This is a genomic window from Parabacteroides sp. CAG:2, assembly GCF_000436315.1.
GTDB lineage: Bacteria > Bacteroidota > Bacteroidia > Bacteroidales > Tannerellaceae > Parabacteroides > Parabacteroides distasonis.
Window position 1 is genome coordinate 1 of the sequence record NZ_FR885293.1, and the last position, 23187, is coordinate 23187.

The 23187-nt window shown below is 44.7% G+C and carries 36 protein-coding genes and 1 pseudogene; 5 read left to right on the forward strand and 32 right to left on the reverse strand.

Annotation, left to right across the window (positions count from 1 at the left end):
- The 12 genes and pseudogenes from QVP94_RS09230 to QVP94_RS09285 form a co-directional block, all read right to left on the reverse strand.
- Positions 1–225: pseudogene (locus QVP94_RS09230) on the reverse strand (DUF6712 family protein); the annotation flags it as partial.
- Positions 226–227: 2 nt separating this feature from the next.
- Positions 228–1649, reverse strand: coding sequence for a hypothetical protein (locus QVP94_RS09235; RefSeq protein ID WP_022192445.1), 1422 nt, complete (start codon positions 1647–1649; stop codon positions 228–230).
- Complete coding sequence (locus QVP94_RS09240; RefSeq protein WP_009018481.1) at positions 1649–1927, reverse strand: hypothetical protein; 279 nt, start codon at positions 1925–1927, stop codon at positions 1649–1651. The genes QVP94_RS09235 and QVP94_RS09240 overlap by 1 nt, the downstream gene beginning before the upstream one ends.
- Positions 1902–2420 carry a hypothetical protein gene (locus QVP94_RS09245; protein WP_022192446.1) on the reverse strand — a complete coding sequence of 173 codons (519 nt, stop codon included), beginning with the start codon at positions 2418–2420 and terminating at the stop codon, positions 1902–1904. Before QVP94_RS09245 ends, QVP94_RS09240 begins: the two co-directional genes overlap by 26 nt.
- 42 nt (positions 2421–2462) lie before the next feature.
- Positions 2463–2876 (reverse strand): hypothetical protein, encoded by a 414-nt coding sequence (locus QVP94_RS09250; protein WP_022192447.1) that lies wholly within the window; start codon positions 2874–2876, stop codon positions 2463–2465.
- Positions 2833–3375 (reverse strand): phage holin family protein, encoded by a 543-nt coding sequence (locus QVP94_RS09255; protein ID WP_009018478.1) that lies wholly within the window; start codon positions 3373–3375, stop codon positions 2833–2835. The genes QVP94_RS09250 and QVP94_RS09255 overlap by 44 nt, the downstream gene beginning before the upstream one ends.
- 99 nt (positions 3376–3474) lie before the next feature.
- Entirely contained in the window at positions 3475–3606 is a 132-nt protein-coding gene (locus QVP94_RS09260) for a hypothetical protein (RefSeq protein ID WP_022192448.1), read from the reverse strand.
- A complete protein-coding gene (locus tag QVP94_RS09265; RefSeq protein ID WP_009018476.1) occupies positions 3603–3848 on the reverse strand; it encodes a hypothetical protein in 246 nt (81 codons plus the stop codon). The genes QVP94_RS09260 and QVP94_RS09265 overlap by 4 nt, the downstream gene beginning before the upstream one ends.
- Positions 3845–4108 (reverse strand): hypothetical protein, encoded by a 264-nt coding sequence (locus tag QVP94_RS09270; protein ID WP_022192450.1) that lies wholly within the window; start codon positions 4106–4108, stop codon positions 3845–3847. Before QVP94_RS09270 ends, QVP94_RS09265 begins: the two co-directional genes overlap by 4 nt.
- A gap of 247 nt (positions 4109–4355) precedes the next feature.
- Positions 4356–4934, reverse strand: a complete 579-nt coding sequence (locus QVP94_RS09275; protein ID WP_022192451.1) for a KilA-N domain-containing protein — start codon at positions 4932–4934, stop codon at positions 4356–4358.
- A 64-nt stretch (positions 4935–4998) separates the two neighbouring features.
- Positions 4999–5133 (reverse strand): hypothetical protein, encoded by a 135-nt coding sequence (locus tag QVP94_RS09280; RefSeq protein ID WP_022192452.1) that lies wholly within the window; start codon positions 5131–5133, stop codon positions 4999–5001.
- A gap of 355 nt (positions 5134–5488) precedes the next feature.
- Positions 5489–5719 carry a DUF6722 family protein gene (locus QVP94_RS09285; RefSeq protein WP_022192454.1) on the reverse strand — a complete coding sequence of 77 codons (231 nt, stop codon included), beginning with the start codon at positions 5717–5719 and terminating at the stop codon, positions 5489–5491.
- Positions 5720–5889: 170 nt separating this feature from the next.
- Here QVP94_RS09285 and QVP94_RS09290 point away from each other — a divergent pair, with 170 nt between their 5' ends.
- Together QVP94_RS09290 and QVP94_RS09295 are read left to right on the forward strand one after the other, a co-directional pair.
- Positions 5890–6327 (forward strand): HU family DNA-binding protein, encoded by a 438-nt coding sequence (locus tag QVP94_RS09290; RefSeq protein ID WP_022192455.1) that lies wholly within the window; start codon positions 5890–5892, stop codon positions 6325–6327.
- A 114-nt stretch (positions 6328–6441) separates the two neighbouring features.
- Positions 6442–6666 carry a DUF4248 domain-containing protein gene (locus QVP94_RS09295; RefSeq protein ID WP_009018470.1) on the forward strand — a complete coding sequence of 75 codons (225 nt, stop codon included), beginning with the start codon at positions 6442–6444 and terminating at the stop codon, positions 6664–6666.
- A gap of 227 nt (positions 6667–6893) precedes the next feature.
- On the opposite strand, the gene QVP94_RS09300 is transcribed toward QVP94_RS09295, so the two are convergent.
- The 9 genes from QVP94_RS09300 to QVP94_RS09340 form a co-directional block, all read right to left on the reverse strand.
- The gene (locus QVP94_RS09300) at positions 6894–8591 is read right to left on the reverse strand and encodes a hypothetical protein (RefSeq protein ID WP_022192456.1); all 1698 of its coding nucleotides are present in this window, start codon (positions 8589–8591) and stop codon (positions 6894–6896) included.
- Positions 8575–9180, reverse strand: coding sequence for a hypothetical protein (locus tag QVP94_RS09305; protein WP_048928121.1), 606 nt, complete (start codon positions 9178–9180; stop codon positions 8575–8577). Before QVP94_RS09305 ends, QVP94_RS09300 begins: the two co-directional genes overlap by 17 nt.
- An 80-nt stretch (positions 9181–9260) precedes the next feature.
- Positions 9261–10193, reverse strand: coding sequence for a hypothetical protein (locus QVP94_RS09310; protein ID WP_022192458.1), 933 nt, complete (start codon positions 10191–10193; stop codon positions 9261–9263).
- A complete protein-coding gene (locus QVP94_RS09315) occupies positions 10194–10862 on the reverse strand; it encodes a hypothetical protein (protein ID WP_009018466.1) in 669 nt (222 codons plus the stop codon).
- Positions 10863–10883: 21 nt separating this feature from the next.
- A complete protein-coding gene (locus QVP94_RS09320; RefSeq protein ID WP_009018465.1) occupies positions 10884–12149 on the reverse strand; it encodes a hypothetical protein in 1266 nt (421 codons plus the stop codon).
- Between the two features lie 5 nt (positions 12150–12154).
- Entirely contained in the window at positions 12155–12559 is a 405-nt protein-coding gene (locus QVP94_RS09325; RefSeq protein ID WP_022192459.1) for a hypothetical protein, read from the reverse strand.
- A 6-nt stretch (positions 12560–12565) separates the two neighbouring features.
- A complete protein-coding gene (locus tag QVP94_RS09330; RefSeq protein ID WP_022192460.1) occupies positions 12566–13450 on the reverse strand; it encodes a S49 family peptidase in 885 nt (294 codons plus the stop codon).
- Between the two features lie 57 nt (positions 13451–13507).
- Complete coding sequence (locus QVP94_RS09335; protein WP_022192461.1) at positions 13508–13954, reverse strand: hypothetical protein; 447 nt, start codon at positions 13952–13954, stop codon at positions 13508–13510.
- A gap of 117 nt (positions 13955–14071) precedes the next feature.
- On the reverse strand, positions 14072–14542 hold the full coding sequence (locus QVP94_RS09340; protein ID WP_009018461.1) for a hypothetical protein: 471 nt from the start codon (positions 14540–14542) through the stop codon (positions 14072–14074).
- 157 nt (positions 14543–14699) lie between these two features.
- On the opposite strand from QVP94_RS09340, the gene QVP94_RS09345 reads away from it, so the two are divergent.
- Positions 14700–14897, forward strand: a complete 198-nt coding sequence (locus QVP94_RS09345; protein ID WP_022192462.1) for a hypothetical protein — start codon at positions 14700–14702, stop codon at positions 14895–14897.
- A gap of 233 nt (positions 14898–15130) precedes the next feature.
- On the opposite strand, the gene dnaG is transcribed toward QVP94_RS09345, so the two are convergent.
- The 11 genes from dnaG to QVP94_RS09400 all read right to left on the reverse strand — a co-directional run bounded on the left by dnaG (position 15131) and on the right by QVP94_RS09400 (position 22199).
- On the reverse strand, positions 15131–19099 hold the full coding sequence (dnaG, locus tag QVP94_RS09350) for a DNA primase (RefSeq protein ID WP_022192463.1): 3969 nt from the start codon (positions 19097–19099) through the stop codon (positions 15131–15133).
- Positions 19096–19500 (reverse strand): hypothetical protein, encoded by a 405-nt coding sequence (locus QVP94_RS09355; RefSeq protein ID WP_022192464.1) that lies wholly within the window; start codon positions 19498–19500, stop codon positions 19096–19098. The genes dnaG and QVP94_RS09355 overlap by 4 nt, the downstream gene beginning before the upstream one ends.
- Before the next feature lie 254 nt (positions 19501–19754).
- Complete coding sequence (locus QVP94_RS09360) at positions 19755–19943, reverse strand: hypothetical protein (protein WP_022192465.1); 189 nt, start codon at positions 19941–19943, stop codon at positions 19755–19757.
- Positions 19940–20146 carry a hypothetical protein gene (locus tag QVP94_RS09365; RefSeq protein WP_229055227.1) on the reverse strand — a complete coding sequence of 69 codons (207 nt, stop codon included), beginning with the start codon at positions 20144–20146 and terminating at the stop codon, positions 19940–19942. Before QVP94_RS09365 ends, QVP94_RS09360 begins: the two co-directional genes overlap by 4 nt.
- Entirely contained in the window at positions 20122–20496 is a 375-nt protein-coding gene (locus QVP94_RS09370) for a hypothetical protein (RefSeq protein WP_022192467.1), read from the reverse strand. Before QVP94_RS09370 ends, QVP94_RS09365 begins: the two co-directional genes overlap by 25 nt.
- Positions 20489–20695, reverse strand: coding sequence for a hypothetical protein (locus tag QVP94_RS09375; protein ID WP_022192468.1), 207 nt, complete (start codon positions 20693–20695; stop codon positions 20489–20491). Before QVP94_RS09375 ends, QVP94_RS09370 begins: the two co-directional genes overlap by 8 nt.
- A 10-nt stretch (positions 20696–20705) precedes the next feature.
- A complete protein-coding gene (locus QVP94_RS09380) occupies positions 20706–20963 on the reverse strand; it encodes a hypothetical protein (RefSeq protein WP_022192469.1) in 258 nt (85 codons plus the stop codon).
- 22 nt (positions 20964–20985) lie between these two features.
- The gene (locus QVP94_RS09385) at positions 20986–21333 is read right to left on the reverse strand and encodes a hypothetical protein (RefSeq protein WP_022192470.1); all 348 of its coding nucleotides are present in this window, start codon (positions 21331–21333) and stop codon (positions 20986–20988) included.
- 6 nt (positions 21334–21339) lie between these two features.
- Positions 21340–21699, reverse strand: a complete 360-nt coding sequence (locus tag QVP94_RS09390) for a response regulator transcription factor (RefSeq protein ID WP_022192471.1) — start codon at positions 21697–21699, stop codon at positions 21340–21342.
- 1 nt (position 21700) lies between these two features.
- Positions 21701–21943 carry a hypothetical protein gene (locus QVP94_RS09395; protein WP_022192472.1) on the reverse strand — a complete coding sequence of 81 codons (243 nt, stop codon included), beginning with the start codon at positions 21941–21943 and terminating at the stop codon, positions 21701–21703.
- 1 nt (position 21944) lies between these two features.
- Positions 21945–22199 (reverse strand): hypothetical protein, encoded by a 255-nt coding sequence (locus QVP94_RS09400; RefSeq protein ID WP_022192473.1) that lies wholly within the window; start codon positions 22197–22199, stop codon positions 21945–21947.
- Positions 22200–22353: 154 nt separating this feature from the next.
- On the opposite strand from QVP94_RS09400, the gene QVP94_RS09405 reads away from it, so the two are divergent.
- Positions 22354–22725 (forward strand): helix-turn-helix domain-containing protein, encoded by a 372-nt coding sequence (locus QVP94_RS09405; protein WP_022192474.1) that lies wholly within the window; start codon positions 22354–22356, stop codon positions 22723–22725.
- An 85-nt stretch (positions 22726–22810) separates the two neighbouring features.
- Positions 22811–23077 (forward strand): hypothetical protein, encoded by a 267-nt coding sequence (locus tag QVP94_RS09410; RefSeq protein ID WP_022192475.1) that lies wholly within the window; start codon positions 22811–22813, stop codon positions 23075–23077.
- Positions 23078–23187 lie beyond the last annotated feature (110 nt).

A 23187-nucleotide genomic window follows, 5' to 3' on the forward strand; every position in this document is an offset into this window, starting at 1 on the left:
GGCCAATGGTCCCAGTGTCCGGCTGGCAAGTATCTTGATCGTAAGGATATCTTCCGTTAACGGCTCTCGATACAGCCGATCGACCAAGGCTTCCCCGAGGTAGGGGACGATATATCGATCGAAAGCGTCTTGAAGATAAGGCTCCAATAGCTCGAACTTAAATGAGGCGTTTACCTTGACGGTATGCCTCAAATCATCTATCGTTTGTAGGAATGGCTGTGTCATGATTATACTTTTTCGTTACCGATACTCTTTTCCGATCCCGTGTTCTTATCGAGTGTCGTTAGCATGATATTGGGTATCACGAACTCGATGTCTTTTCCCCATCCGTTGATCTCCCGGGCTAGGTATAGCGGGAGAACCATCATGTCCCGGAGCGGCTTGAACAGCACTTGGGCGATAATGAATAACTCCCGGGCCTCGGTACCGTTGATGTTCTTCGATTTCCCGGGCGACGCTCCTTTCAAGGACGGATGTACGCCCATCGTGTTACAGATCACGTTTGTCGCTTCCTCCGAGTCCTCGATATACTCACCGCCCTTGATAAATGATTCCAAGGGCTTGATGATGATATCGCTCTCCTCGTATTTATTGATCTGATCATACCGGAAATGGGATACGAAGCTCTTGCCGGCGTTCTCCTCTCCGGAAAGGAAGTCGTTCAGTTGTTGTAGGAAAGCGTTCTTGCGCTCGTTCCGTTTCTTCTTGTCATCCTTGGGGATACCTTCCGAGTCGTAAAGCTTGTCCCAAAATTTCATGTTGATGGAGACGTGATATTTCAAGACCATCTGGTTTTTCAGCAACGCCTTCTTGAATTTCGGGATGGCGCAACTGAACTCGTACCAATCGAGGAAGATGGACCACCAATAAGGGCGGTTGTAATAAAAACGCCCCGGTACCGGCATATTGAGGCTTAACGTATAGCCATTCTCTTCCTCGTCCTTTTTCTCTCCGGTCTCCGGATCGGGTACGAGCCCGGTACGGACCTTGAGATCGTAAAGCGGGCTTCGGCGATCTAGCAATCTCGTTACGATCACGTCGTCCGGAAATGATTCCTCTCCCCATTGCGAGGAATAACCATGATACTCGATGCGTTTCGTCTTCTCGTCTTGCTCGCTGATCCGGGAAAAGCACATCTCCCGGTGCCAGATCTGGACTACCTTCGGTCTCTCTCCGGCCTTCCGTTTGCCAAAAGCCAGATAGACGAAAGAGTCGGAGAATACGACCAGATCGTTGGCCAGCTCGGACATTACCCGTAAGTAGTTGCTATCCGATATGAACTGGAATATCTCCGGAGCCTCTTCCGGGGTAAGTTCCTCCAGCTCGATCTTTTGGGTCTCCGGATTCTTCACCCTCCGGCAGACCATCAACCCATCGCCGTAGGCCATGTTCGCCTTGAACTCGATATTGCTGCCTACGATCGTGTTGTCGGCGATCTTTTTCATGATCCTTACGGGCAACTTGTCTTGGTGACCGAACGGGACAAACCTGACCTCTTTCTTGACGGAAGATCCTTTGGCCGGGGTAATGACCGTGGCCGTGAATTTTTTATCCTCCAGAAAACCTACGTCCTCGGTCATGACCACCGCCGCTTTCGCTCCGGGGAGGAAAGCGGTGTCACCCATTAGAAATACGTTCTTGCGTCCCATTATGCGTATATTTTTTTACCGTTAATCCGGATGATCATGCAACGGATGAACTTCCGGGGGAACCGTTCGCCCCGAATCCGGATGTTTACCGTACTTCCCTTGGCGTGGATCGAGCTGAAGTAGGCTACCTCATAATCCTCGATTGAGCCGGGAGAACCATTTCCCTCCCGGCTTTCATTCAACCGCACGTACGAGAACGAGAACATCTTGTATCGTCCCCGGTCATCCTTTTGCTGCATGACAGCCCAGACATCACTTTGTTTTATCCTTTTTTCCATATCTCCATCTTAAAAAGATTACCAAGGCCAGAACCATCGTTACGCCGAGCGCCCACCACCCGAGGGCGTTCTTTCCGACATCGGAGTTGAGCTCGGTATCTTCGGATCGCTCTTCCTCATGGCTGGCTTCCGACCGGGCGAAAACGCTCTCGTTCTCCTCTTTCTTTTGGCTTTCCGCTTTTTCTTTTCGCTCGTTCTCATGTTCCTCGCCTTCGAGTGTCGTTTCCGCCTTGACCGGGTATCGGCCGTTTTCGTCCGGTTGCCGCTCAAGGTCGAATTCCCTTCGTATGATCCGGATGTTTCTCCACCGATCTCGCACGGTGTTGGAACTGGCAAGCCGTACATCCATAGAGGTATCCAAGCTCTCCAATACCTGTCGCTCTTGATCTCTGTAATGGCTATGATCAGAAGCGCTACGACGCACGGAGCAGCTAGCGCAAAGAGCCACCATTCCGGCCAAGACACACAATCTCTTATAAAGTCCATATTCCATGATTCGCTATCCAAAAGGGAGTTCGCATAAACAATACCACTCTCACATCAGTTCCCAGCCGGCTTCGATGTCTTCCATAGGGATACGCTCGCCGTTCTCCATGTAGCACATGGCATCCACTATGGCGCACATCGTTCCCTTGTCCGACAGGTCTAGCCGGCAACAGTCCGGCATTTGCATCTCCCGGCATACCCATCGTACGTAAGCCGCCGTGTCATTCTCATCGCGGGGGGCCCATCGTTCTATCAGTTCCTTTATGGAGCGTAGGTTATACGATCGCTGGTATTTTAGTAAGAGCTTCATCATGGCCCGTACCCCATGCGGTATATCCTCGAATTCCTCGAAAGCGTTGTCCTTTTTATCGGCTTTCGATACTTCTCCGGCCCAGTCGTTCCGCTCCGAGTTCCGGATATTACCGGGGTTGTTGTTTCGGATTCCCCTTGGTGTCGTTGTCATTTTTACAATCCTCCTTATCTAATTGGTTACTAATATTCTTTCCTAGCTTAGACTCGATCTCTCCTTTGAGCTGTAGTTTAAGCAGCTTTGGAAACATCATGTTCGGCCAGATAATCAATGCGCTACCCAGCATGCTCCACAGCTCGCACACACAGGCTAGGGTACATCCGGCCTTGGTGATTATGGCGTTATCTTGAGTGAATATCCGTTCTGTAACGAATACCACGAGCATGAAACCGAAATAGACGATCACCTTGGCGGGGGTATCTCTTCCGCTTTGTGATAGGAAGAATTTACCTTGCTTCTTTGCCGAGAACATCCCGAATAGCAAGTCGGCCGTAATAGCTACGCCCATAGCGGCGAAAGCGTATTTCACGGGCGAGATAAAATTCAATAAGAATATCATTCCGCTTATTATCCAGCCCCAAGAATGGTTCAATACCATCTGGAGCTTTATCAAGATCCTCTCCACGATCGGGCTAAATACCTGTGATATCATCTCCAAACATTTTTCACAAAGATGCTCGTAATCATACCTTCGGAAAAGGACATGAAAAAGCCCCGCGAGGATTTCTCCGGGCGGGGCTTGATTGATGTGTTATTCTTCTGGCAATAGTAGCCGAAGTAGTTCTTCTAGCCGCATGGCGGCACGTATTTGTTCTTGCTTGCTGTATTGATTGTTTACGTCGATTACGATGTCGAGTGGGCGGAGGGCTTCTTGGTGTTTCATTTCGGTTCCTCCTTTCCTTCAAACAAACATAATCTTTTTTTCAGAAAACTTAGAGCCGCGATAAGCGACAGTGATTCTTTTTCAGTAAGTACACCCGGGGCATCATGCTCGCATGCGATGAAAGTGATAGCATCATCAATGGCCTTAACATCTTCTTCTAACCCACCTTTATCATTTTCCTGCCAATATCTGATCGCATCCAGCATCCGGTTTGATATACGTATATCTTCCAATCTCATCATTTTTGACCTCCTTTCTTCGTTGAGTTATAAACGAACCAAGCTACGATGACCAGCGGTAAGAATGCCGGGGACAGCATGGCTAATAAGGCTATTGTGTACATTTTAGCCTCGTAAATGGATTCACAGGAGGCGATACCAAGAGGTAAGAGGTTGTAGACCTTTTGGGCGGTAGCCCAAGAAAAGAAACCCGTTTCGTGGGTGGACGTTGATTGTAGGGTACTATTATTCCCCGGCAAACAAATGTTCGGTTGTTTGAGCATAACTAACATTGTTTGTTTGGGGCAGGAAAAACAAAAAACGGTCTCGCCTGTCCCTTTGCTCTACACCAACCAGGCAGTTACGGCCATTAAGCCGTATCAAGGGGGTACGAAACCGCTATATTATATATACGTATAGTATGGACACAAAAAATGCCGATACATATATGTTCGGCGGTTACCCGCCTGGTCGAAATAGAGCACTGCAAATATGGGGAATTCTCCCCACACTTGCAATACTTTCCCCTGATTATTTCTTTTCTTCCTCAAATTTGATAATCATCTGCTTGTATTCTTTGATCCGCTTTCCTAATTGGGAGAAGCGGCTTTTGGTTTCTTTCTTCTCTGTTTCTTCCAGTTGGAACAGCTCTTGTATTCTCTTATCTGCGTTCGGGTCTGTGGAAAGTTCATTTTTTAGTTTTTCTATTCTAAGTTTTCGATTTGCAGCCTCCTTTAGCTTTGCTTTAACTTGGATGTACTCACCAAAAAGAATTTCGTCAATCGTTTTGTACACCCACACTTCAAACTTAGGACTTAGCCATGCCGCAAATTTTAGGGCAACGCTACGTTCCATCCATGTACCATTGTTGCGACCACCATTTACGACTTTTACTAGTTTCCCTTCAGGTGAAAATTCATTTTCAGACCGCAGATCTGCGGTCTGACAGTAGGCTTGAATGTATGCTTTTGTACTGTCAAGACGCAAAAAGCCAAATACGTCTTTTTCAAAAATCTTTGCCATCTCTGTTGCATTTACCATAACATTTTCATCTGCATTAATATCGAATGCAATTCGATTGTTCTCGAAATTTAATACCTTTGTTGCCATAACCTTAACTTTTTAATTGTTTATGATTGGCGGGGAGGAAAATCCCCGCCTTTTGTTTTTGTACTTATTGCTGATTTATCATTTCCTCCAATAGAACTTCTATTTCCTCTTCTTCCTCTCTTTCAAGTTCTTCCGTAACTTGTGCCCAATAAGCTTCATCATGAAGTCTGTTTTTCTTTGTGTTTAATTCTGTTTCCATATTTTTAAACTGTTTATGATTGGTAATAAATATTAAATATTGTGCAAAGTAAAATATAATATTCTGATTATCAAATGTTTAAATAAATATTTAACATTTTAATCGCAAATATTTAACATTTCGGGCATAAAAAAGCCCCGCCGGGGATACCGACAGGGCATATAATGGGGGAAAGTTTTTGGATGGCAAAGAAAAAGCCGGCTTTTATTGGGCCGGCTGGGGAATATTCCAAAAAGAATTTATCACATGTTCTCTATCCATCGTTTTCCGGATGGTGTATAAGTATACGCTAATATGCCTACGGCAACAATAGCTACAACGGTAAAAAAAACAACTGCTATCTGCATATTATTTATTATTTTAAGATTCTATATCCAATCATCGCAAAGGCAACCGTACCGATGAATCCCATCGCAAAAAGATAATTAGCCATGCTTGGTATCTCATCCTCTATCTCTCGGTTAAGTAATGAGGCTGCTACCCCTAGCACCAAAGCCGCAAAAGTCAACTTGGCCATATCAAAAAAGAACTTGGCGGTTGTTTCCTTTCTTACTTTACTTTTATCTAATTCATTCTTGGTTGCCATGTCGCAAATATGGTGAAAGTTTTTGGGATGGCAAAGAAAAAATCGTAATATCCTTATATAACTTTACACTGCTAGGTAATCCCTAACATCCTATAATCACCATATCCCACCTTTACCCCCGTGATCACGACACAACTATCTATTATTCACTTCAAAACAATCAACAAACAATGGCTACAACTTACAAATTAGTGCAGCGACGGGACATGCACAAGGGAGCGACTGAAGGCGATAAGCTTTATTACGCACAGGCGAAATCTACGGGTACTAGTGATATGGAGCGTCTTTGCTCCATGATTGGCGAGCGTTCTTGCGTATCCAGCGCAGACGTGAAAGCGGTGCTGGACTCGCTTATCTACGTGATGAAGCTGGAGATGTCGGACGGCAAGATCGTACAGCTGGGTGAGTTCGGTAATTTCCGTATCACGTTCGGTAGTGAGGGGACGAAGGTGGAGAAGGATTTCAACGCTACTAAGATTCGTCGTCCTAAGTACACCTTCTCTCCGGGTAAGGCGCTTCGCTCGCAAGCGAAGGTATTGCGATTCGAGAAGGTAAGCGTGGAAAAAGGCGAGGGAGGAAACGACTCCGAGAGTCCGGACGAGATCTAGGCTAAAAGCACGCATCGTTTGAGGGAGAAGGGCGCATCGTTTTGGAAAAGAGGGTGCGTCCTTTTTTTATGAGGTTAGTATTCAGTATATTTGATAATTTATAAATAGAGAAGGATGGACAATGAGAATTTTAAGATAAGGGCTTACGGGTTGCAGGAGCTAGGCATTCAATATTTCCCGAATAGCGCACCCGCTTCGGCCTCGATCCAGCTAAAGAGATGGATTAATCTAAACAAGGCGTTACTTTATGAGATTACCGAAGCCGGGTATCATTCCGGGCAACGCTTACTCACGCCACGGCAAGTACAAATCATAACAGCGCATTTAGGGCCTCCATAACAGAGGCTCTTTTTTTGTCCCCGCATATTTCGCAACGGTTTCTCATTGTTGAAATGTTAATTTGTTGATACTTAATAGTTGCGCACCTCTCAAGTAGCGTTTTTTTCTCAAAGCGTGCGAAAGCGCCCCGCAGCGCCCTACAAAAAAAATGCGGGCGCAAGTTCAATTTTTCACCTTATCTGCTGCCTCCCTCAGACAGATCACGCATGAAATGCGTCTACCGATTTTTAATGAAGGAAGATGATTCCGGATTCCGCGTACGCGAGTTCAGGCATAAAGAAATTCGCGCCGACAAACAATGTGTCCCATGCGTCGGTAATGTGTGTCTTGTACTCATCCGGGTTATCGGGGCTGTCTTCTGTAGCTTCCGGCGATTTGTCTTTCTCGAATCCGTTCTTGCCTACTTTCACCGCTGTTTGCTCCATGGCGAGTTTGAGGAACTCGTTGTTGTATTTATTGAAAACAGGATAAAGGAGCGTCGGATCATGCTTTAAGGCCCGGTCTATTTGCTCGTGCCTCCAGTCGTGGCGGCTTACCTGTCCGATATAGATATCGGTGATATCCCAACCATATTCCTTGAAGATCCGGATGATGGTATCTTGATAGGACTCGGAGTTATTGCCGGTAGTCCACGTGAAGGTCTGGTCATAAAAGAAGATGATATCACGTTTGAGCTTGTATTTGTAGTATTCGCAAACCTGACGAGCCAATTCATCCAGCTTATCGGGGGTCTTGACAAAGAAGCTCTTTAGGGTACGTAATTGATGGCCTTGTACCTGTCCGATACATGCGGTATTGATAGCGGAGTTACTATCGAAACCGATTAGCAAGGGAGCGTCCATATCCAGATCCCCATCGGCTAGGCATCCGGCCAGTTGCAGCTGGTTCCAATCCGCTCCCATGCTACCCATGTAGCGAGTATCGCCGGGGGTATAGAAATGGTAATCGTTCAAGGCCGAATAGAAGCCATTAGCGACACGGAACAGGCGTTCGTTCATGAACGCGGTACGCCATATAAGGGAAGGGACGTTGCGGTACATTTGCCAAATGTAATCCTTGCCTACGACTTCCATGTTATCGAAAATATCATACTCTCCGTAATATACCGTGTACTCCCGGGTCTTGCCACGCATAGGTTTGACAGGTGCTTGATACTTACGGGCCAACATTAAGTCATGGCGTAATTCTTTGTATTTGCGTTGGGTGTATGATGTTTGTTCCGGAAGGCGCTCGGTTAATTTCATTTCCCGGTATAGGTTCCGGATCAAGTTGATATGAACCGGATTCATGTCGTTGATCTTATCCAATATCCAACGTCCGGCTTTTAAGGTTGGCATATCCGTGGAATAGAGAACGGAATGATGCCAAGGGCATTGGTTGAAATCTTGCAAATTTCCCCGATTGGCGGGATCAACCTCGGATTTTATCTTATCGTAGTCTAGGAATTTCGCCTCCGGACCGATTACCCAATCTAAGGACATGGAGTTCGCTGACATCCCTTGACTGAAGGAGAGTACGACCAATACGGTGCCATTCCAGAAATGAATGCAATTGCCCCATGCGGTCTGAAGCGGCGGGCGCTTGGGCTTTCCGAAGTTGGCGGACAGGGGTGCCTTGCGGCCAACAAAGAAATGAATGCCCTCGATATAGCCCCATTCGGCGAGAGCGTGAATAATCGCCGGTAGCGTATTACCCCAAGCCTTGGCATAGGATGGAGAGATTAAAGCCCCGGTAGAACCCGGCATAGACCAAACATTCCGGATGATGAAGCGTGCGTCCAAACCCTCGGATTTACCGGTACCACGGCTACACACCCAATACTCGTCGTGGGCGGCGATCGCCATTCCCATGCGTTGCATCTTATTGAAAAACTTGCGTTGCGCCTCTTTCGCTTTACGGGTGAAAGGTTCAGTCATCAGTGCCATAGTCGTCTGTAATGGGTTCAATATCTACGATATCATGATCTTGCTTGAACAATGCCCGGAATGATTTCCTTTCTTCTTCAAGATTAGGGATAGGCTTGAAATCATCTCCCATTAACGTGACATCATCGGATGGCTCAAAGCAGGGTGGTTCCCAAGCGCTTCGATCAATGTCATCGTCTTCTTTATCGGAGCGGGTGTATTTACCGATCTTGTCCGCATTGGCGGCGATACCTTTGGGGTCTTTGGCTTCCCGGGCGATGCGGATACCTTCCTTGGCGGCCTCGATCACCATGTAACGATACCAGTTCTTGCCGGCTAACTGTACATTTCCTACGAGCCTCCGGATAGCGGCCAGATCCCGGTAAGCGGTGGCTTGTGATACGGGCTCACAACTACCGTCGCAACCGGCCATCAGGAAAGCGATCAGGTCTTTGTCGGCTGTCATGGGGTCTTCCAATAACTTGGAAACACATAACATCCAGCGATCTTTTTGCATAAGCTCCCGGCAGGAGAGAAGGCTTGCCGCTTCTTCATGCCCTTTGAAAAGTACCGTGGCTATCTTGTCGTATGATGTTAGTTCCTTGTTCATTCTTTCTAAATAGGTTATGATAAAGGGGAACAGCCAATACCTTATGGATTGTCTATTCCCCTTCATTATGGAAGCAAGATTTATTTCAAGTTATCCAGTTCCGCCAGCTCACGTTTGTAATAAGCCAAGCGTTGCTCTGCTTTTTGCCGGAGGTTAAGCTTCCCGTTTTTCTCATGTTGGGCGATAGAGGTTTCCGTGCGCCGGATATTCTCCCTCAGTCGTTCGATCCGGTTGGCGATCTGCATACCTTTCAGCAATTGATCGGCCGGGAGCTCCTCGGTTTTTTGAACCTCGGTTTTTAACTGGATCTGCTTACCCTCGGCCCAAGCGTCGATCTGGTCCCATAGCTTGGCACGGCGGCTCCAAAGCTCATGCACCTGATCGGCGATCGGCTTGCGTTGCTCCGGAGTAAGGGCCTCGTTCTGCATCTCCGTGAATAAGGCGGCGTACAAGGGGGTGATCTGGCGGACCTCGTCGAAGATCGTACGGATGTTATCCGGAAGGGAGGAGTACGTGGCGATCTTCGCTCCGGGCCGTAACAGGGCGAATTGATCTTGCAGTTCTTGCAACTCTTCCTGCGCTTCCTCCAGCTCGGCTTGCAATTGATCGATCTCTCCGGATTTATCGTCATTGTCTTCCTCCAGCTCGGTGATCTTGTCTTGTAGCTTGAATAGCTCGGATTCTTTCACGAGGATTTCTTTTAAGACTTTATCGCCTTTTAGCTGATCCGCTGTTTTCTCGATCGCCTTTGTTGCCGCGACCGCTGTTTTCAAGAGTATCGAACCCCGTTCGGAGATTGTTATCTGGGGTTGGGCCGACGATAGGCGCGCTACGGTTGTCAACTTATTCACCAATACGGTGAAATGGGAATCGAACTGCGGAACCTCCTTTACCTCGCTAAAGAAAGCGATATACTTCTTTCTCATCTCCTCCGGAGCTAGAGCTTGAAAAAGCGCTAGACCGTCCGCGTATTTACGCTTACGGTCCGCTAACCAGTTTTGTAATGTTATCATTTAAGAACCTCCTTCCGGTGGAGTAGGAGCTACCCCGGTGAATAATGCGTCTATATCGATAGGCGTTCCCATGATAATCATAGGGGCGGGGCTATCGGCCTCGAAAGTGAAGGACCAACCTCTTTTGTCGGCCGCCGCCTTGCCGCCGTCGAAAGAGGCGGTAACCGTACAAGGATAGCCGGGCTGTCCGATAAGCTGCTGGCTCTCGTTGTCCTCGATGATCAAATAGCCGGGCGTATTGCAGATCTGCCGGGCGAAAGCGGCGGCTTCCACTTTCTTGCCGGGGTGGAAGAACTCGCCGCTGATCTTGTAACTTTTACAATCTGTCTCGCCTTGAGACTCCGCTTTGTATCCTACGGTTGCCCGTGTCGCGTAAATAGGTGTCGGTTTACCTCCCGACTCTAAAAAGGTAAAAGCTCCTGTCGCCGTCACGAAATCGGCTGTGGCCTTGGCCTCTTTGGGGAGCGTGGGGACGACAGAGACTGAGGTTTCCGGAATAAAGGCGATACGACCTTTATAACCCCCCATATTGTCCGCTCCGGCTGGCCATAAAACAGGGCCAAACGAGGCGCACATCACATAATCCGCCGGAACGTCCGCCCCCATGAAGAGGACGGATAGCACCGCTAGCAGAAACAATACGGACAAAACTTTTCTGAAATCTTTCATCGTTTTATTTATTTACTGGTTTTACGATTTGGTATAAGTACCGGAAGCGGTGAAGTCCTCTCCATCGGCTACCGTGACTTTCACGTCTGCCGGCTTGGTATAACCGGCGATATCCTTGAAGGATACGGTTTGCTCACCTTTAGGTATGCCTAAAAGGGTAGCTCCGCTTCTCATCCACTCGCCGTTCTCGCCCACCTTCCAAGCGGCACCGGCTTCTATGGCCTCGTCGCTCTCGATCGTGACGGTCAGGGCGGCACCGGTTACGTAGTCGCCCGCTAAATCAACGCCCTCATTGGTGAACTCGTTAATCTGGAATACCTTCGGATGGATATCCTGAAAGCGGGTACCGTACCCGGCTTGTAGCCAGAACTGAACCTCGTTCGGGTCCTCGAAGATATCGCGGATCTGGACGAACCGGGTCGCCTTCTTCGTATTCACGCCAAAATCCAGCATTCCGGGACGGATTAAGATCAAGGCCTGTCCTGTTCCGTATGCCTCATGGGTGACAGGTTCCAGTCCCGGGAACTTGGCGTCGTCCTTGACCGCCTTCCAAAACTCCTCGGTGGATGGGCGGGCGAACGCTTTTGTCTTTTGCCGGTAAGCCTCCTTACAGATCAACTCGATCTCGTTGGCATAATACAGGATCGCTTTACGGCGTAAGAAAGGATGTGCCGCACGTAAGAAGTTGACCAGACGATCGTAATCATCTACACCGTCACCACCGCCAAACGTACCGGTACGTACTAGGTTACGATTCGCCATGGTGATATCCTTCGTTGTCTTGAAATGATCGATCCAAGGGAAAAATCCGGTGAAAGAACTCATCGGGCTATACACATTGTCGTTTCTCTCGGCGAAGAAAGCGGAGAAAGTGATATCCTCCGAATGGCTGATGATGTGATTATCCACCACGAATTTCTCCATGGGGTGTTTCTTTACCGTATGGTCCACCTTCTCTCCGGCGTTGGAGAGAATACGTTTTTCCGTATAATTTAAGATGTTATCCTTCAAACGAGAAACGGTAAGTTCCGGTTTGATGGACATCTCTACCAATTTACCGATCTCATCGGGATACTTAATCTCGGCCCCGGCTTTATATGGGCCGGTGTGTCCGGCTTTGCGGCGAGCGTTCACGATCACGTCCTCATTCTCGATCTCGATCACGTTGAGCTTCATGGCCGCGGCGAACTCCTGAAACGTGAAATAGGGAAGGGTACGCAACACGTTATCGTAATCCTTCGCGTAACGATTCAGTTTCTCAATATCTAAAATGCCTTGTTTTGCCATTGTTCTTAGTGTTTAAAAAATCCTGTTTTCTCAGCCTCGGCCATGATAGCGAGGGTATCATCCTCATGCTTATCGGCGAAATCCTTGATATCTCCGGTCTCGGCGGTCGGCTCTTGCTTTACTTTTGCTTCCGGCTTTTTGCCTGCCGGTGTTCCCTTTAGCTCTGCCACGTCTGATTGAAGTTGCTCAATCAGTGTGTCTTTCTCTTTCAACTCTTCTTGGGCGGTCGATAATTGCTCCTGTAAGTCGGAGGTATTACCGGTGCTCTCGATCGAATCGAGCAGCTGATCCACTGTTACGTCTTCCGCTTTCATGTCCGGGTTATCACCCAGTACCTTATTCAGAAGCTTGTCCCAGTTGTCGGCCGCTTGTTTCATCGCATTGTACGAATCATCTTTCAACCACTTCATAAATCACTATGTATTAAAATAATTAAGAACATTCTCGAAAGTATCTATCTCATCGATCATACCGATGTCCATGGCCTCCGGAGCGAAAAACATCTTACCGGTGGCCCATTTACCTTGATCCTCATTGATCACGCCTACCCGGGCGTTAGCGATGCTGGAGATGAAATTCTCGTTATACGTATCGCATACTTTTTTTAGCGGTTCCGTATCTCCCTGCAGAGCCTTGTGAAATTCTTGGTTCTTGTCCGTGGATTTGGAGGCATAGATATCGATCAACTTGATTCCCATCTTGGCATAATATTCGCTGGTATCAACGATCGTCATATAGGTACCCACGCTTCCGATCCGGCAGATGTTGGAGTTCGCTACGATCTTGTCGCAACAGGAGGCGATGCCATAGGCGGCGGACGCTACGAAATCATTGCAGAAAGCTACGACAGGTTTGTTTCGGCTGTTAATCGCTTCCTGCATGATCCGGCATCCCATTCCCTCGCCTCCGCCGGAATCGATATTCAAGACGATCGCCTTGATATTATTCTCGTTGTAGCATCGGTTTAGGAGATTCGCCTTGGTAAGCATTCCGGATGGACCGCATTCTTGGTCGTATTTCGTGATCGCCCCGTTGATGTTCATTATGGCTACGGAGTTTTTGGGTGCGTCCTCGGGTGGAGACCATCCTCCATACTCGCTGATCTGGTATGCGCCATTTTTTAGGGAGGCGAAAAGCAAGGCGTTATCCTCGGTCGGCTCTTGTTCGGAAGAAGCGTTCCGGGGTTTCCCGAACATCGCTTCCGGCTTGGTAAGAAAAGATGCGATAAGGGGGAAATAATTCGCCGCGAAGTTTTCCTCGACGAACCATACTCCCCCCAGAATGTTGTGTAGATAAAGCATATCTTCCTTTTTGATGGCAAGGATATACTTATATATATGTATGGTAAAGGACTTCGGTCAATCGATCAGTTGAAGTTGCGGAACCAATTGCTTTCCGGATAACGAGATTTTGTATCCCGAGAAACCGCTAGGATCGCTGGGGTGCAACACCTCGAATTTGCATTTTAGGGGAAAACGATCCGATCCGACCACGAATGTATCCCCACTAAAGTGTTTATACTTAAAGATCGCCGTGAGGTGGTTCAATCGTTCGCATTTTTGCCATAGATCGCCGGTCATATATTGACGGGGTATTTGCAAGGAACCAGATACATTATATAGAGTGCCTGATTCACTTTCTTGTGGCTCAACCTTGATAGAGGTTCCATATCTTCCCGGGTGAAGGTTGATCCAGTCTCCGGACTTGAGTCCAACTTTTACTTTGTCTGCCTCTTGAGACACGCTCGCTATTTGCCTCGAGAAAGCGAACCACGCATCGGAGATGCCTCCCATATTGTCTGCCATAACCTTAGTTTTTATTTGTTTATCAATAATATCTGATCGTAATGGATACACTTGGAATTTTATTCCTCCCAAAAGGGACAAATCGATACGCTTGGTCGGAGTGAAAAACACTCGTATTTAACTTTTATTGTACGAACGTTTCTCTTTTTGCTTCCTAGTTCGGTCCCTCCAGCGATAGTAGTTCTTTTTTAGAGCGTCCTCGCTGATCCCGTTGATATCGAATTTGCGCATAAAGGAAAAAATACTTTCGATATACTGTATCCCATACATATGCTTGTTATAATCTATCCATTCGTGCAGCTCGGCCCAGAACATCAACTCTATCCGTCGCTCAAGGATTCGCTGCGAGCGTTCGCTAAGATAGTTGTAGTAAGCCGGATCTTTTCCACATCGTCTGTCCGGCAAAGCTATTTCCAGCGTTCCTTGCTCCAAAGGGCAGGAGGCCGGGCGCTTGGATGTCAGATCAAACAGGGTATGATACAAATCTGTCTTGTCCGGAAGGGTTATCACTCCTTCCCGGCAATCATTGAATTTTCCACGCATGTACTCCTCCAAATGCTTTTTTATGCTTATCTTTACTGTCACCATATCGATTTTCTCTCTTCTTATAGGCTTTTTTACTCTATTTTCCCTATGTGTATGTGTTATATTTTGCGGCCAACACGTCAACAGACCAACAAGAATTATAAAATATGATGCTAATTTACTATATTTCAATGATATAATTGATAAAACACCAAGAAATATGCGACCAACAAAAAACAGAGCTTGTTGGTCACCTCTACCAACCGTCAACAGTGCTTCATTTTTCCCTGAATTTAGAATTATTGCCAACAGTGACCAACAAAAAGAAAACGATGACCAACAGGAAACAACAGCCTACTTCTATTTAATTAATATATATATTATTGATTATTATATATTTATCTTATATCTGTTTTGAAATGTTTCATCTTTTGTTGGTCTGTTGGTCTGTTGACCACTTTTTCTATCCTTTATAGGGTTTCAAAACACGCAAAACTTGCTTATTTCTTTTTTTAATTTCAGGGGGTCCGGGGGAAATAGATGAATAAAGATAGAACCGGCTTCCCGGATGTGCTTGTTGTCCATGGCCTCCAATAGCCAAGCTATATCCTAGAAAGTCGGTTCTATGCGATTTTAAAATACTATCAGTCGTTAAAAGCGGAATCCCGGCTCAGTCTCCGGAGTCTGATCGTAGTTTTGTACGTCTCTTTCGAAATCGACATCGAGCAAGTCTCTGAGAATATCGTAATTGAAACAAACTGCCGAGGTATTACTCTCTTTGTTCACCATAATACGTTTCATGCTGTTATCTATGGTGGGTTCTCCCGCCGGGTTTGCTAGAATGTCTCCTTTGGGGACTTCTTTCACCTCTTGCCATCGATAACGAGTGGAACGAACTTTGCCAATATAGGCCTCGTTACTTTCGAAATAGGTATTTAAGGATTGAAGAGAGAACGCCTCACCTTTTAGCTGCTGGGTATACATAGGATAGATATTTGTCATGTTTAGATATAAAACACGGGTATCTATGGGCTCTAGGGTTTTTATTTCCGTATCCCGGCCTTGTTTCTTAATTGTTACCTTTCCCGGTACCTCGATCTTATAGTCTCTACCTTGAACTAGGCTTCCTGTATCGATCAAGAAGTTGAGTATACTGAAGAAGTTGAACATCTTATTTGAGGAACTAATCGATTCTACTTGTTTGATCACTTTCGCTATTGCGATTTCGAAGAACTGTTCTGCGGTAAAAGGTAGTTGCAAGGAGGTATGTTCTTCCACTATACGACAAACGGAAACGAACATAGATACTGTTTCGAGTATACGAGAGAGACCATCCGTGTTTTTAACGGATACCCGTACTTCGTCTTTCAAGGATTTAAAGACCTCGTCGTATACTTTCTTATAATGTTGCAAGATGCTATTTCTGCACGCCAATATCTCAAGGAGGACGCTATGCAGTCCGGATTCCTCGTATCCTTTCAACTCATTGAAGATTTCTTCTTCCAAGTCCGATCGATCATCCCGTTTCGGAACCTCGCAAATGATACATCGATTTGCGAGGGAATTATCATCCTGCTGGGGGCTTTCCTGTCCCATGATAACGAGAGGGGCATTCACTTGGCTACTATCGATCTCCTTACTTACCGCATCCTTGCGTTTCTGCTTGCCTTCGCCGTCATATACGGCGGCTTTCAAGGCTTGGAAGATCTCAGGTTTTATTTGAGTATCATTATATTCCTCCAGCATGATCGGAATATTTCGATATCTTTCCAGCAAAGAGAACAAAGCGGCGGGGGTTCCGGAGTTTAGGTTGAATGCGGGTGCGTCTGGCGGTATTGATAAGGAACGGATGGAGTAGCCTACCTGCGATTTTCCGGAACCCGTCGGACCGATAAAGAATAAAGCCGTAAAGGTTCTCCTAACATTGTATATATCGCTACGGAAGGCACTCATGATCGAATATATGATCGCCCACATGCCGTTATTGTTTAGCTTGTATACCTCGTTCATCAGTGAGGCCCACTTTTGGAAATTGATAGAACATCCCGCTTTGGGTTCCCGGTACTTGATAAAGCGATCCAGATAGTAGCGATCGCTATCCCGGCGCTCGGATGCGTAAATTTTAGAGAAAGCCGGGATATAGTAATATTTTTTGTTATGTTCGACTAATCCTAGATCAGTAATATATTGAAGCTCTTGTTTGCCATCTATCTCATGTACGATCGCATTACTGAAAGCAAAAAATCCTTCATCATACCAACCAAACATACGGAGTTCAAAGCATGTTTTAAATCTAGCGGCTATACTTTCATATATAGAATCTAAATGGTTTTGGGTTCCGTTACTAAAGAAAAATGAGCCTTCTTCCCATATTCTTTTTTTAAAAGTTTGAAGGGTGATCATATCTCCACTAATCCATTCCATGTAAATAGGATAATTATAGCAAGGAGAGGTTATTTGGACAACTCGTTTATTGAACTGGCTTTCTTTATCATAGATGTGGATAAGCGGTTCCATATAAAAGTTTCCTACTCTTATATATGAATTTTTCCCATTAGAGAACATATATGCTACCTTCCTTCCTGAGGAATCTATCAAGGGAAAATATTTATAAGCTTTCCACATTCGATTTATTTCCGGATCTTTTTCAACGTAATCAGGCAAACGATTGGGATCGAAGATTAGAGCGGTACCATCTATTTGCAATGCGTCGTTATTAAACTTAACCTCAGATTTTCGAATTTCAAGATAAGGTTTTAGAACGTGCTCAAGAGCTGTTTTTGTTACTCCTAACATTCGTGCATAATCTGTAGTTTGGAAAGCCCGGGTGGTAGCATCCGCATAGGATATCACTTCAGAGCATCTTTCTAAGGCTATTTTCTTTATATTCTCGGGAGATTCCCGGAATGTACTGTATAATCCGATATAGTATTCATTGAATCCAATCTCTTTCTCTGTGTCTACGAGTTTATAACGTTCTTCACCTTTCTCGTCTACATAACTTTCCCGCTCTCTTTTATATTTGCTCATGGAGACCGTGAAGCCGGTTCTTGTCAAGGAACGTAGAAATGAGAGCTCTTCCGGTTCGATCATGTTTTCTTTTACCTCGAATTTATCCCTGCAACGGATGATGGGAGATAGCCGGCGAAGCTCTTGTACCTCGGACACACCCGGGATACCTGTTATAAGGATGACCGGACAAACTCCCCATCCCTCGGAGAAACGATTGACAGACCAAGTAAGGGTGACTTGTTTGCTCCCGGTTTTTACAAGTTCCTCCGCTTCTTCCACGCCGGTCAATCCCGGTTGAGTAGATTGGGCTGGCACGTTTTTCTTACCTACGGCTTGTAGCTCGGCAACTAGATTTGTTATCAATTCCCCGTCTGCGTTAAATCGTTCGGCGAGGGATACGATATACGCTTGCCTTTGTAATTTATCTGGCACGACGGAAATACTTTGGGCGATAATCCGGAGAACCTCTGTTTTCCGGATCGGATCGTCCATCTCGCTTTCGAATGCTTTATAAATAAAGGAGATGAAGTCGGTCTCCTGCTTTTTCAAGAATTTGGCTAGTTTCTCAGTCCCCATCTTGCGGGCGAAACTGTCCGGATCTTCTCCTTCCGGAAGAAGAACGGCACGGACGTTCATGCCCTCGGCCAGCATGATATCCATGTTCCGGACGGAGGCTTTCATGCCGGCTGCGTCTCCATCATAAACGGCAGTGATGTTTCGGGTAAATTTCTTGATGATCCGGACTTGATCTAGTGTAAGGGCGGTACCGCTACCGCAGACCGTATTGGGATAACCGGATTGAACGAAAGAGAGTACGTCAAATTGACCTTCCACCAAATAGCATTTATCGGATTTCGATATCTCTTGACGAGCTTGGTATATACCGAATAACGTCTTTCCCTTATGAAAAAGGGGAGTCTCCGGAGAGTTTAGATATTTACATTGGGTATCCTTTTCCAAGGAACGGCCCGTGAAACCGATCACTAGTCCTGATAAGGAATAAAACGGGAATGTGATCCTATTTACAAATCGATCGAAGATCTTTCCGTCCTCTTTCCTTGTAATCAAACCGGCCTTCTCCATAGTCGCCATGTCATAACCTTTTTGAGAGCCTAACTCGGTCAATGCGGTAAACATGGATGAAGAGTACCCCGCTCCATATTTAGACAGGATATTCGGGGTGATTCCTCGTGTTTCCAGATATTCAGCGGCCTCTTTCTTCTTGAGGAAAGCCGTAAACGTTTCTTGGGCGAATGTGAGGCAGATTTGTAGGGCCTCCCGCTCTTTCGCTTTGTTCCGTTCATCGTCGGTTAGTTCCCGTTCGGGTACTGTTATGTTGTATTTCGAGGCGACTAGCTTTACCGCCTCGAAGAAAGATATCCCTTCGTGCTCTTTTACGAAGGTTATCACGTTCCCGCCTTTACCACATCCAAAACATTTCCAGATATTCTTAGCGGGGGATACGACTAGGCTTGCGTCCTTGTCCCCATGGAATGGGCAAACTCCCTTGTAATTTACTCCAGCTTTTTTTAGCTTAACATAATCACCTATCACGTCTACTATATTGGCCGTGTTGATGATATTATCGATCACGTCTTGAGGTATCATATTTCATCTTCTTTATTGTCGTTAAATAAATATAGTTGTCGGGCTTCGAAGGCCTCTTGTAAGGATACGCCTAGAGTTGTGGCTAGACGTAAATACTCTTGATCTGTGGGGCTTTCCTCCCCCCGGTATAATTTCCAAAACCGTACTTGGTTGATATTTACCGCATGCAAGAAAGTTGTTGTTACATTGAAATATTCCGGATTGACCAATTTAATCCGGAACAATTCTAGCACAAGGTTCCGTTTTACGGAAGGACGGTAAACGATATGGTTCCTATGGATATATAGTTTAACGGCTAACTCGGTCTTTCCTAGAATCTTCCCTATTTCCTTGAGAGTTATCTTCCCCAGATTCTCCTTCAATATTTTTTCTTGGCTTTCTGACCAGCGTTGTCTTTTCATGTCGTCTTATGAATTTATAATCTTGACTAAAATCATAGTCATAGTTTCCTTCTTGAATGAACATACAGACTATTTTTATAAAGAGTTCTCTGTTTTCCTCTTTAACCGTAGCCTCGAGAGAGAATGAACAATCTACTTTCATATTTAGAAGTTCATTATATACGCCGTTCACATACTCCCGGAATTGATCTACTCCCATTTTCTCTTTATAGATGGCGATCCAGTTCCAATCTGTCATTCGATACCGGGCGTAACTATCCATCGATTACCTCAATATTGTCAAAATCTGCAGTGTCAAAATCCAATGGTTCTCCAAAAAGAGGATTATCGGAGGTGACGCACGCTCCCGGAACATATAGGTTTAGTTCCAACCATTTCAAAAAATCCTCCCGATCGCAATTAACGGGAGGGCATTCTACTTCATATACGATTCTAGCTTTCATTGTATATTCTTTTCTAATTGTCTTTTCATGTCCATTACGATCCTATCGACACTTGATCTTTGATCGATAGGCTTCGTCGCCAAGTAAGTATATAAGCAATCATCTAGGATGATAGCTTCTTCCTGTGAGATATCCTGAATGATGATCTTGCCGTTTGAATCCGTTTCGATATACATGATCATTCCTCCTTCCTCTGTGCCCATATGTTGTCCATCTTGGCTAACTTATTTTGCATGTAGCTGCGAAGTAAAGTGGAACATTCTTCTGTATAGTCCGCAAATTTGCAAGCGAACTGGTATTCACATGTCCGATCAACATCACGAACGAATTTGCCGGCATGATTGATTATGGCTTTTATGTGCATCTTATCGGATTGGATAAATTGCTCGTCCTGCATTAATAGCCCTTGGATTTCCATAGCGGAGTTCTCTAGGATATCTGCCGCTATGAACATCATCCAAATCGGTAAAGCGTACTCCTGCGGAGTAGTATGCGCCAACTTTTTTCTTTTGGCGGTGGCTACAGCCATCGCTAAATAGTTCTTGTCATTCATCTTTTTTCTTTCCTCCTAAAATTTCCATGGCATGATTACACATCTTGATGGCCAGATATTGGAATAGCTTGGGAGATTTGTTTTTTGCGGGAGGTAAAAAATCCACATTCAATTTAACCACATCCCCATGTTGCGTGATGGTAATCACTGCCTTTGCTTGCTTGATTGCCTTGTAGGTCTTTTTATTCAGTCGTTTCATATTTCTTTAGTTATGTAGTGTATACCATGAAATCTGATGGATCAGCAAACATTGATGCCCTTTTTTCTTGCCAATCTATAGTTACTACTATCCACTCTGAAGGAATATTCATATAGTCGAGTCCAATATATTTAGTAACCCAATATATAGATATACACCCAGATTCATGTTGTACAATCTCAAGATCCTCTGGCTCACATTTTAAACGGCATCGAATTTCACTCTTGAGATCCTCTAATTTTTCTTTTGCTTGTTCCAATGTTATCATATTCAGTATATTTTTTAGGTTATTACAGAGAGTCTATCTGACTTGAATGTTTACGATTAATCTTTTGAAGAAAATCTTTACGACACTTCTCAGGATCAGCGGTGTAGGGGATGAGAATAACCGTTCGACAATCTATCCGGAGAGGAATCTTTCCTTCATCGTTACCGTTTGGTACGATAGAGGTTGGATTCTTTCCCATATCAGCCTTCGGTTTAATTACGGGAGGAGGAAGTTGTTTTTTTAATCCTAATTCTTTTACCAGAGCATACACTTTCTCCGGGCGTATGCCTAACATCTTGGCCATAAATTGACCGGTCAGTTTTTTGTAATTGGTACGAATGTACTCCTTTTGTTCTTCTAATGTTGCCATGGTATTTTAGTTATTGCGTAATCTGACGTATTCGATTCTAAATCTCCTAGAGCGAGTTCTATATCTACAGAAATCATTCCTGGATATATATTCGCTAGCGACGAATATTGACAATAGAGCAGAGGCCACTATTGATCTTGCCATTGGAGAAAGGTCAAATGAGATATTGAAGTTCGTGCAGAACCACCATGCGGAAAGCTCGTTGATTTTGCTGCAACCTACTTTCTTATACACCCTTTGGATAACATTGTCAACAGTCTTAATCTTGATCTGTAGCGCATATGCAACCTCCTTGATCGAGGCTCCCCAGGCGATACGTTCCGCAATTTGACTTTCTCGTCGTGTTAGTTCTGCATATTTGTTCATATCAAGCCGGTGTTATGTCCCAGATCTCGTTAGGATCAGTTATTTCATATTTTGCGAAAACCTTCTCAACAGCCTCTTTTTCCTGTACAGGAATATTGGTGATGCGTTTACGCTTTTGATAGTAATGTTGCTTGGTCTTTGTACCCAAGGCTTTCATCAAATCTTCCTGCAAAAGCATGTAGTCTTCATACTTAACCTTTCGCGTTCCTTTCAAAAATGAGTAATTCAAATTCAATGCTGCCATATTACCACTTGATTAAATATTTTTTCAATGTTACACCGTTTATTGTTTGGGTCAAGCGTAGTTCAACACTATATCCTAACCTAATTAGTTTGTCTATGTCCTCTGAAGTGAGAGCATATACAAAACACGTTTCTCCTCCTTGTTTTGCCCCTTTTGCTATTTCTTTAAGCGCTGGTTTCAAACGACTGTAGTTCTCTACTAATTTCCGTGCATCTTTCGCACTAAACCAATTAAGCCAAATCTTTATCTTTCTCATACTTCATGTGTTTATAGGGTGTTTACCCTATTGATTAATAAATCTGCTTTTGTTATCTTTGAAATGTTGAATGTTTAATACAGGTGCAAATGTGATGAATATTTATATCAATTCAAAATAATTTGATGTAAATATTCATCAATCGTTCATTTTTATGGATAATGGAAGCGAAATAAAAGATAGACTATACATTCTTTCTAAAGAATTAGGGCTTAATGCAAGCCAATTCTCGGAAAGAATAGGCAAGGATCGTACTTATTTGTCTAATATAAGGAAAGAAATACAGACCGATGTGTTGAGGAATATTTTCATCGAATTTCCAGATGTGAATATATCATGGATTGTGACGGGGGAAGGTGAAATGTTCAATAAAACCTCTTCAATTGATAAATCGGATTCTCAGAAAGAGTTAATAGATCTTAAATGTAAGATTCGTGAGCTTGAAAAGAAAAATGAAAGTTTGATAGAGACGATTGGGTATTGGAAGGCAAAAGCAGGGGTTGATTTAAAGGACAAGCCTGCATGATGACGATGAGATACGGAGGAAAGTGGAATAAAGAAGGGGATGATATAGATTGATTTTTTATGTATAAATTTAATATAGAAACAACATGGAAAACAAAAGTATCTTAGATGGCATGACAATGTTATCTACATGGCATGAGAATGCAGAAAAAGCAATTACTAACGTACTTGTTGTATATAGTAATATATGCGACAAGTTTAAAAAGGATGATAAGTATGGGGAAGGGTTCGTGAATAATAATCAAGTTCTGATGGGGCAACTTACGTTAGCAGCGATCAAAGAACTAAATAAAGAAGAGAATACACACAGTAGCGGTGAACGAGTGAATAGTTCTAAACCGGGACTATTTTAGGACAAAATAGTATTATAGTGATTTTTTAATATTTTGATAAACAGATAAATAGATGCTAAGCGTTTACACAAAAGGGTCTTGGTACCCCGACTTAGAAAAAGGGAAATGGT

Excerpts from the sequence above, each read along its gene's own strand:
- QVP94_RS09235 (WP_022192445.1), bottom strand. The coding sequence starts at position 1,649 with ATGGGACGCAAGAACGTATTTCTAATGGGTGACACCGCTTTCCTCCCC.
- QVP94_RS09240 (WP_009018481.1), bottom strand. The coding sequence starts at position 1,927 with ATGGAAAAAAGGATAAAACAAAGTGATGTCTGGGCTGTCATGCAGCAA.
- QVP94_RS09245 (WP_022192446.1), bottom strand. The coding sequence starts at position 2,420 with ATGGAATATGGACTTTATAAGAGATTGTGTGTCTTGGCCGGAATGGTG.
- QVP94_RS09250 (WP_022192447.1), bottom strand. The coding sequence starts at position 2,876 with ATGACAACGACACCAAGGGGAATCCGAAACAACAACCCCGGTAATATC.
- QVP94_RS09255 (WP_009018478.1), bottom strand. The coding sequence starts at position 3,375 with ATGATATCACAGGTATTTAGCCCGATCGTGGAGAGGATCTTGATAAAG.
- QVP94_RS09260 (WP_022192448.1), bottom strand. The coding sequence starts at position 3,606 with ATGAAACACCAAGAAGCCCTCCGCCCACTCGACATCGTAATCGACGTA.
- QVP94_RS09265 (WP_009018476.1), bottom strand. The coding sequence starts at position 3,848 with ATGATGAGATTGGAAGATATACGTATATCAAACCGGATGCTGGATGCG.
- QVP94_RS09270 (WP_022192450.1), bottom strand. The coding sequence starts at position 4,108 with ATGCTCAAACAACCGAACATTTGTTTGCCGGGGAATAATAGTACCCTA.
- QVP94_RS09275 (WP_022192451.1), bottom strand. The coding sequence starts at position 4,934 with ATGGCAACAAAGGTATTAAATTTCGAGAACAATCGAATTGCATTCGAT.
- QVP94_RS09280 (WP_022192452.1), bottom strand. The coding sequence starts at position 5,133 with ATGGAAACAGAATTAAACACAAAGAAAAACAGACTTCATGATGAAGCT.
- QVP94_RS09285 (WP_022192454.1), bottom strand. The coding sequence starts at position 5,719 with ATGGCAACCAAGAATGAATTAGATAAAAGTAAAGTAAGAAAGGAAACA.
- QVP94_RS09290 (WP_022192455.1), top strand. The coding sequence starts at position 5,890 with ATGGCTACAACTTACAAATTAGTGCAGCGACGGGACATGCACAAGGGA.
- QVP94_RS09295 (WP_009018470.1), top strand. The coding sequence starts at position 6,442 with ATGGACAATGAGAATTTTAAGATAAGGGCTTACGGGTTGCAGGAGCTA.
- QVP94_RS09300 (WP_022192456.1), bottom strand. The coding sequence starts at position 8,591 with ATGGCACTGATGACTGAACCTTTCACCCGTAAAGCGAAAGAGGCGCAA.
- QVP94_RS09305 (WP_048928121.1), bottom strand. The coding sequence starts at position 9,180 with ATGAACAAGGAACTAACATCATACGACAAGATAGCCACGGTACTTTTC.
- QVP94_RS09310 (WP_022192458.1), bottom strand. The coding sequence starts at position 10,193 with ATGATAACATTACAAAACTGGTTAGCGGACCGTAAGCGTAAATACGCG.
- QVP94_RS09315 (WP_009018466.1), bottom strand. The coding sequence starts at position 10,862 with ATGAAAGATTTCAGAAAAGTTTTGTCCGTATTGTTTCTGCTAGCGGTG.
- QVP94_RS09320 (WP_009018465.1), bottom strand. The coding sequence starts at position 12,149 with ATGGCAAAACAAGGCATTTTAGATATTGAGAAACTGAATCGTTACGCG.
- QVP94_RS09325 (WP_022192459.1), bottom strand. The coding sequence starts at position 12,559 with ATGAAGTGGTTGAAAGATGATTCGTACAATGCGATGAAACAAGCGGCC.
- QVP94_RS09330 (WP_022192460.1), bottom strand. The coding sequence starts at position 13,450 with ATGCTTTATCTACACAACATTCTGGGGGGAGTATGGTTCGTCGAGGAA.
- QVP94_RS09335 (WP_022192461.1), bottom strand. The coding sequence starts at position 13,954 with ATGGCAGACAATATGGGAGGCATCTCCGATGCGTGGTTCGCTTTCTCG.
- QVP94_RS09340 (WP_009018461.1), bottom strand. The coding sequence starts at position 14,542 with ATGGTGACAGTAAAGATAAGCATAAAAAAGCATTTGGAGGAGTACATG.
- QVP94_RS09345 (WP_022192462.1), top strand. The coding sequence starts at position 14,700 with ATGCGACCAACAAAAAACAGAGCTTGTTGGTCACCTCTACCAACCGTC.
- dnaG (WP_022192463.1), bottom strand. The coding sequence starts at position 19,099 with ATGATACCTCAAGACGTGATCGATAATATCATCAACACGGCCAATATA.
- QVP94_RS09355 (WP_022192464.1), bottom strand. The coding sequence starts at position 19,500 with ATGAAAAGACAACGCTGGTCAGAAAGCCAAGAAAAAATATTGAAGGAG.
- QVP94_RS09360 (WP_022192465.1), bottom strand. The coding sequence starts at position 19,943 with ATGAAAGCTAGAATCGTATATGAAGTAGAATGCCCTCCCGTTAATTGC.
- QVP94_RS09365 (WP_229055227.1), bottom strand. The coding sequence starts at position 20,146 with ATGGGCACAGAGGAAGGAGGAATGATCATGTATATCGAAACGGATTCA.
- QVP94_RS09370 (WP_022192467.1), bottom strand. The coding sequence starts at position 20,496 with ATGAATGACAAGAACTATTTAGCGATGGCTGTAGCCACCGCCAAAAGA.
- QVP94_RS09375 (WP_022192468.1), bottom strand. The coding sequence starts at position 20,695 with ATGAAACGACTGAATAAAAAGACCTACAAGGCAATCAAGCAAGCAAAG.
- QVP94_RS09380 (WP_022192469.1), bottom strand. The coding sequence starts at position 20,963 with ATGATAACATTGGAACAAGCAAAAGAAAAATTAGAGGATCTCAAGAGT.
- QVP94_RS09385 (WP_022192470.1), bottom strand. The coding sequence starts at position 21,333 with ATGGCAACATTAGAAGAACAAAAGGAGTACATTCGTACCAATTACAAA.
- QVP94_RS09390 (WP_022192471.1), bottom strand. The coding sequence starts at position 21,699 with ATGAACAAATATGCAGAACTAACACGACGAGAAAGTCAAATTGCGGAA.
- QVP94_RS09395 (WP_022192472.1), bottom strand. The coding sequence starts at position 21,943 with ATGGCAGCATTGAATTTGAATTACTCATTTTTGAAAGGAACGCGAAAG.
- QVP94_RS09400 (WP_022192473.1), bottom strand. The coding sequence starts at position 22,199 with ATGAGAAAGATAAAGATTTGGCTTAATTGGTTTAGTGCGAAAGATGCA.
- QVP94_RS09405 (WP_022192474.1), top strand. The coding sequence starts at position 22,354 with ATGGATAATGGAAGCGAAATAAAAGATAGACTATACATTCTTTCTAAA.
- QVP94_RS09410 (WP_022192475.1), top strand. The coding sequence starts at position 22,811 with ATGGAAAACAAAAGTATCTTAGATGGCATGACAATGTTATCTACATGG.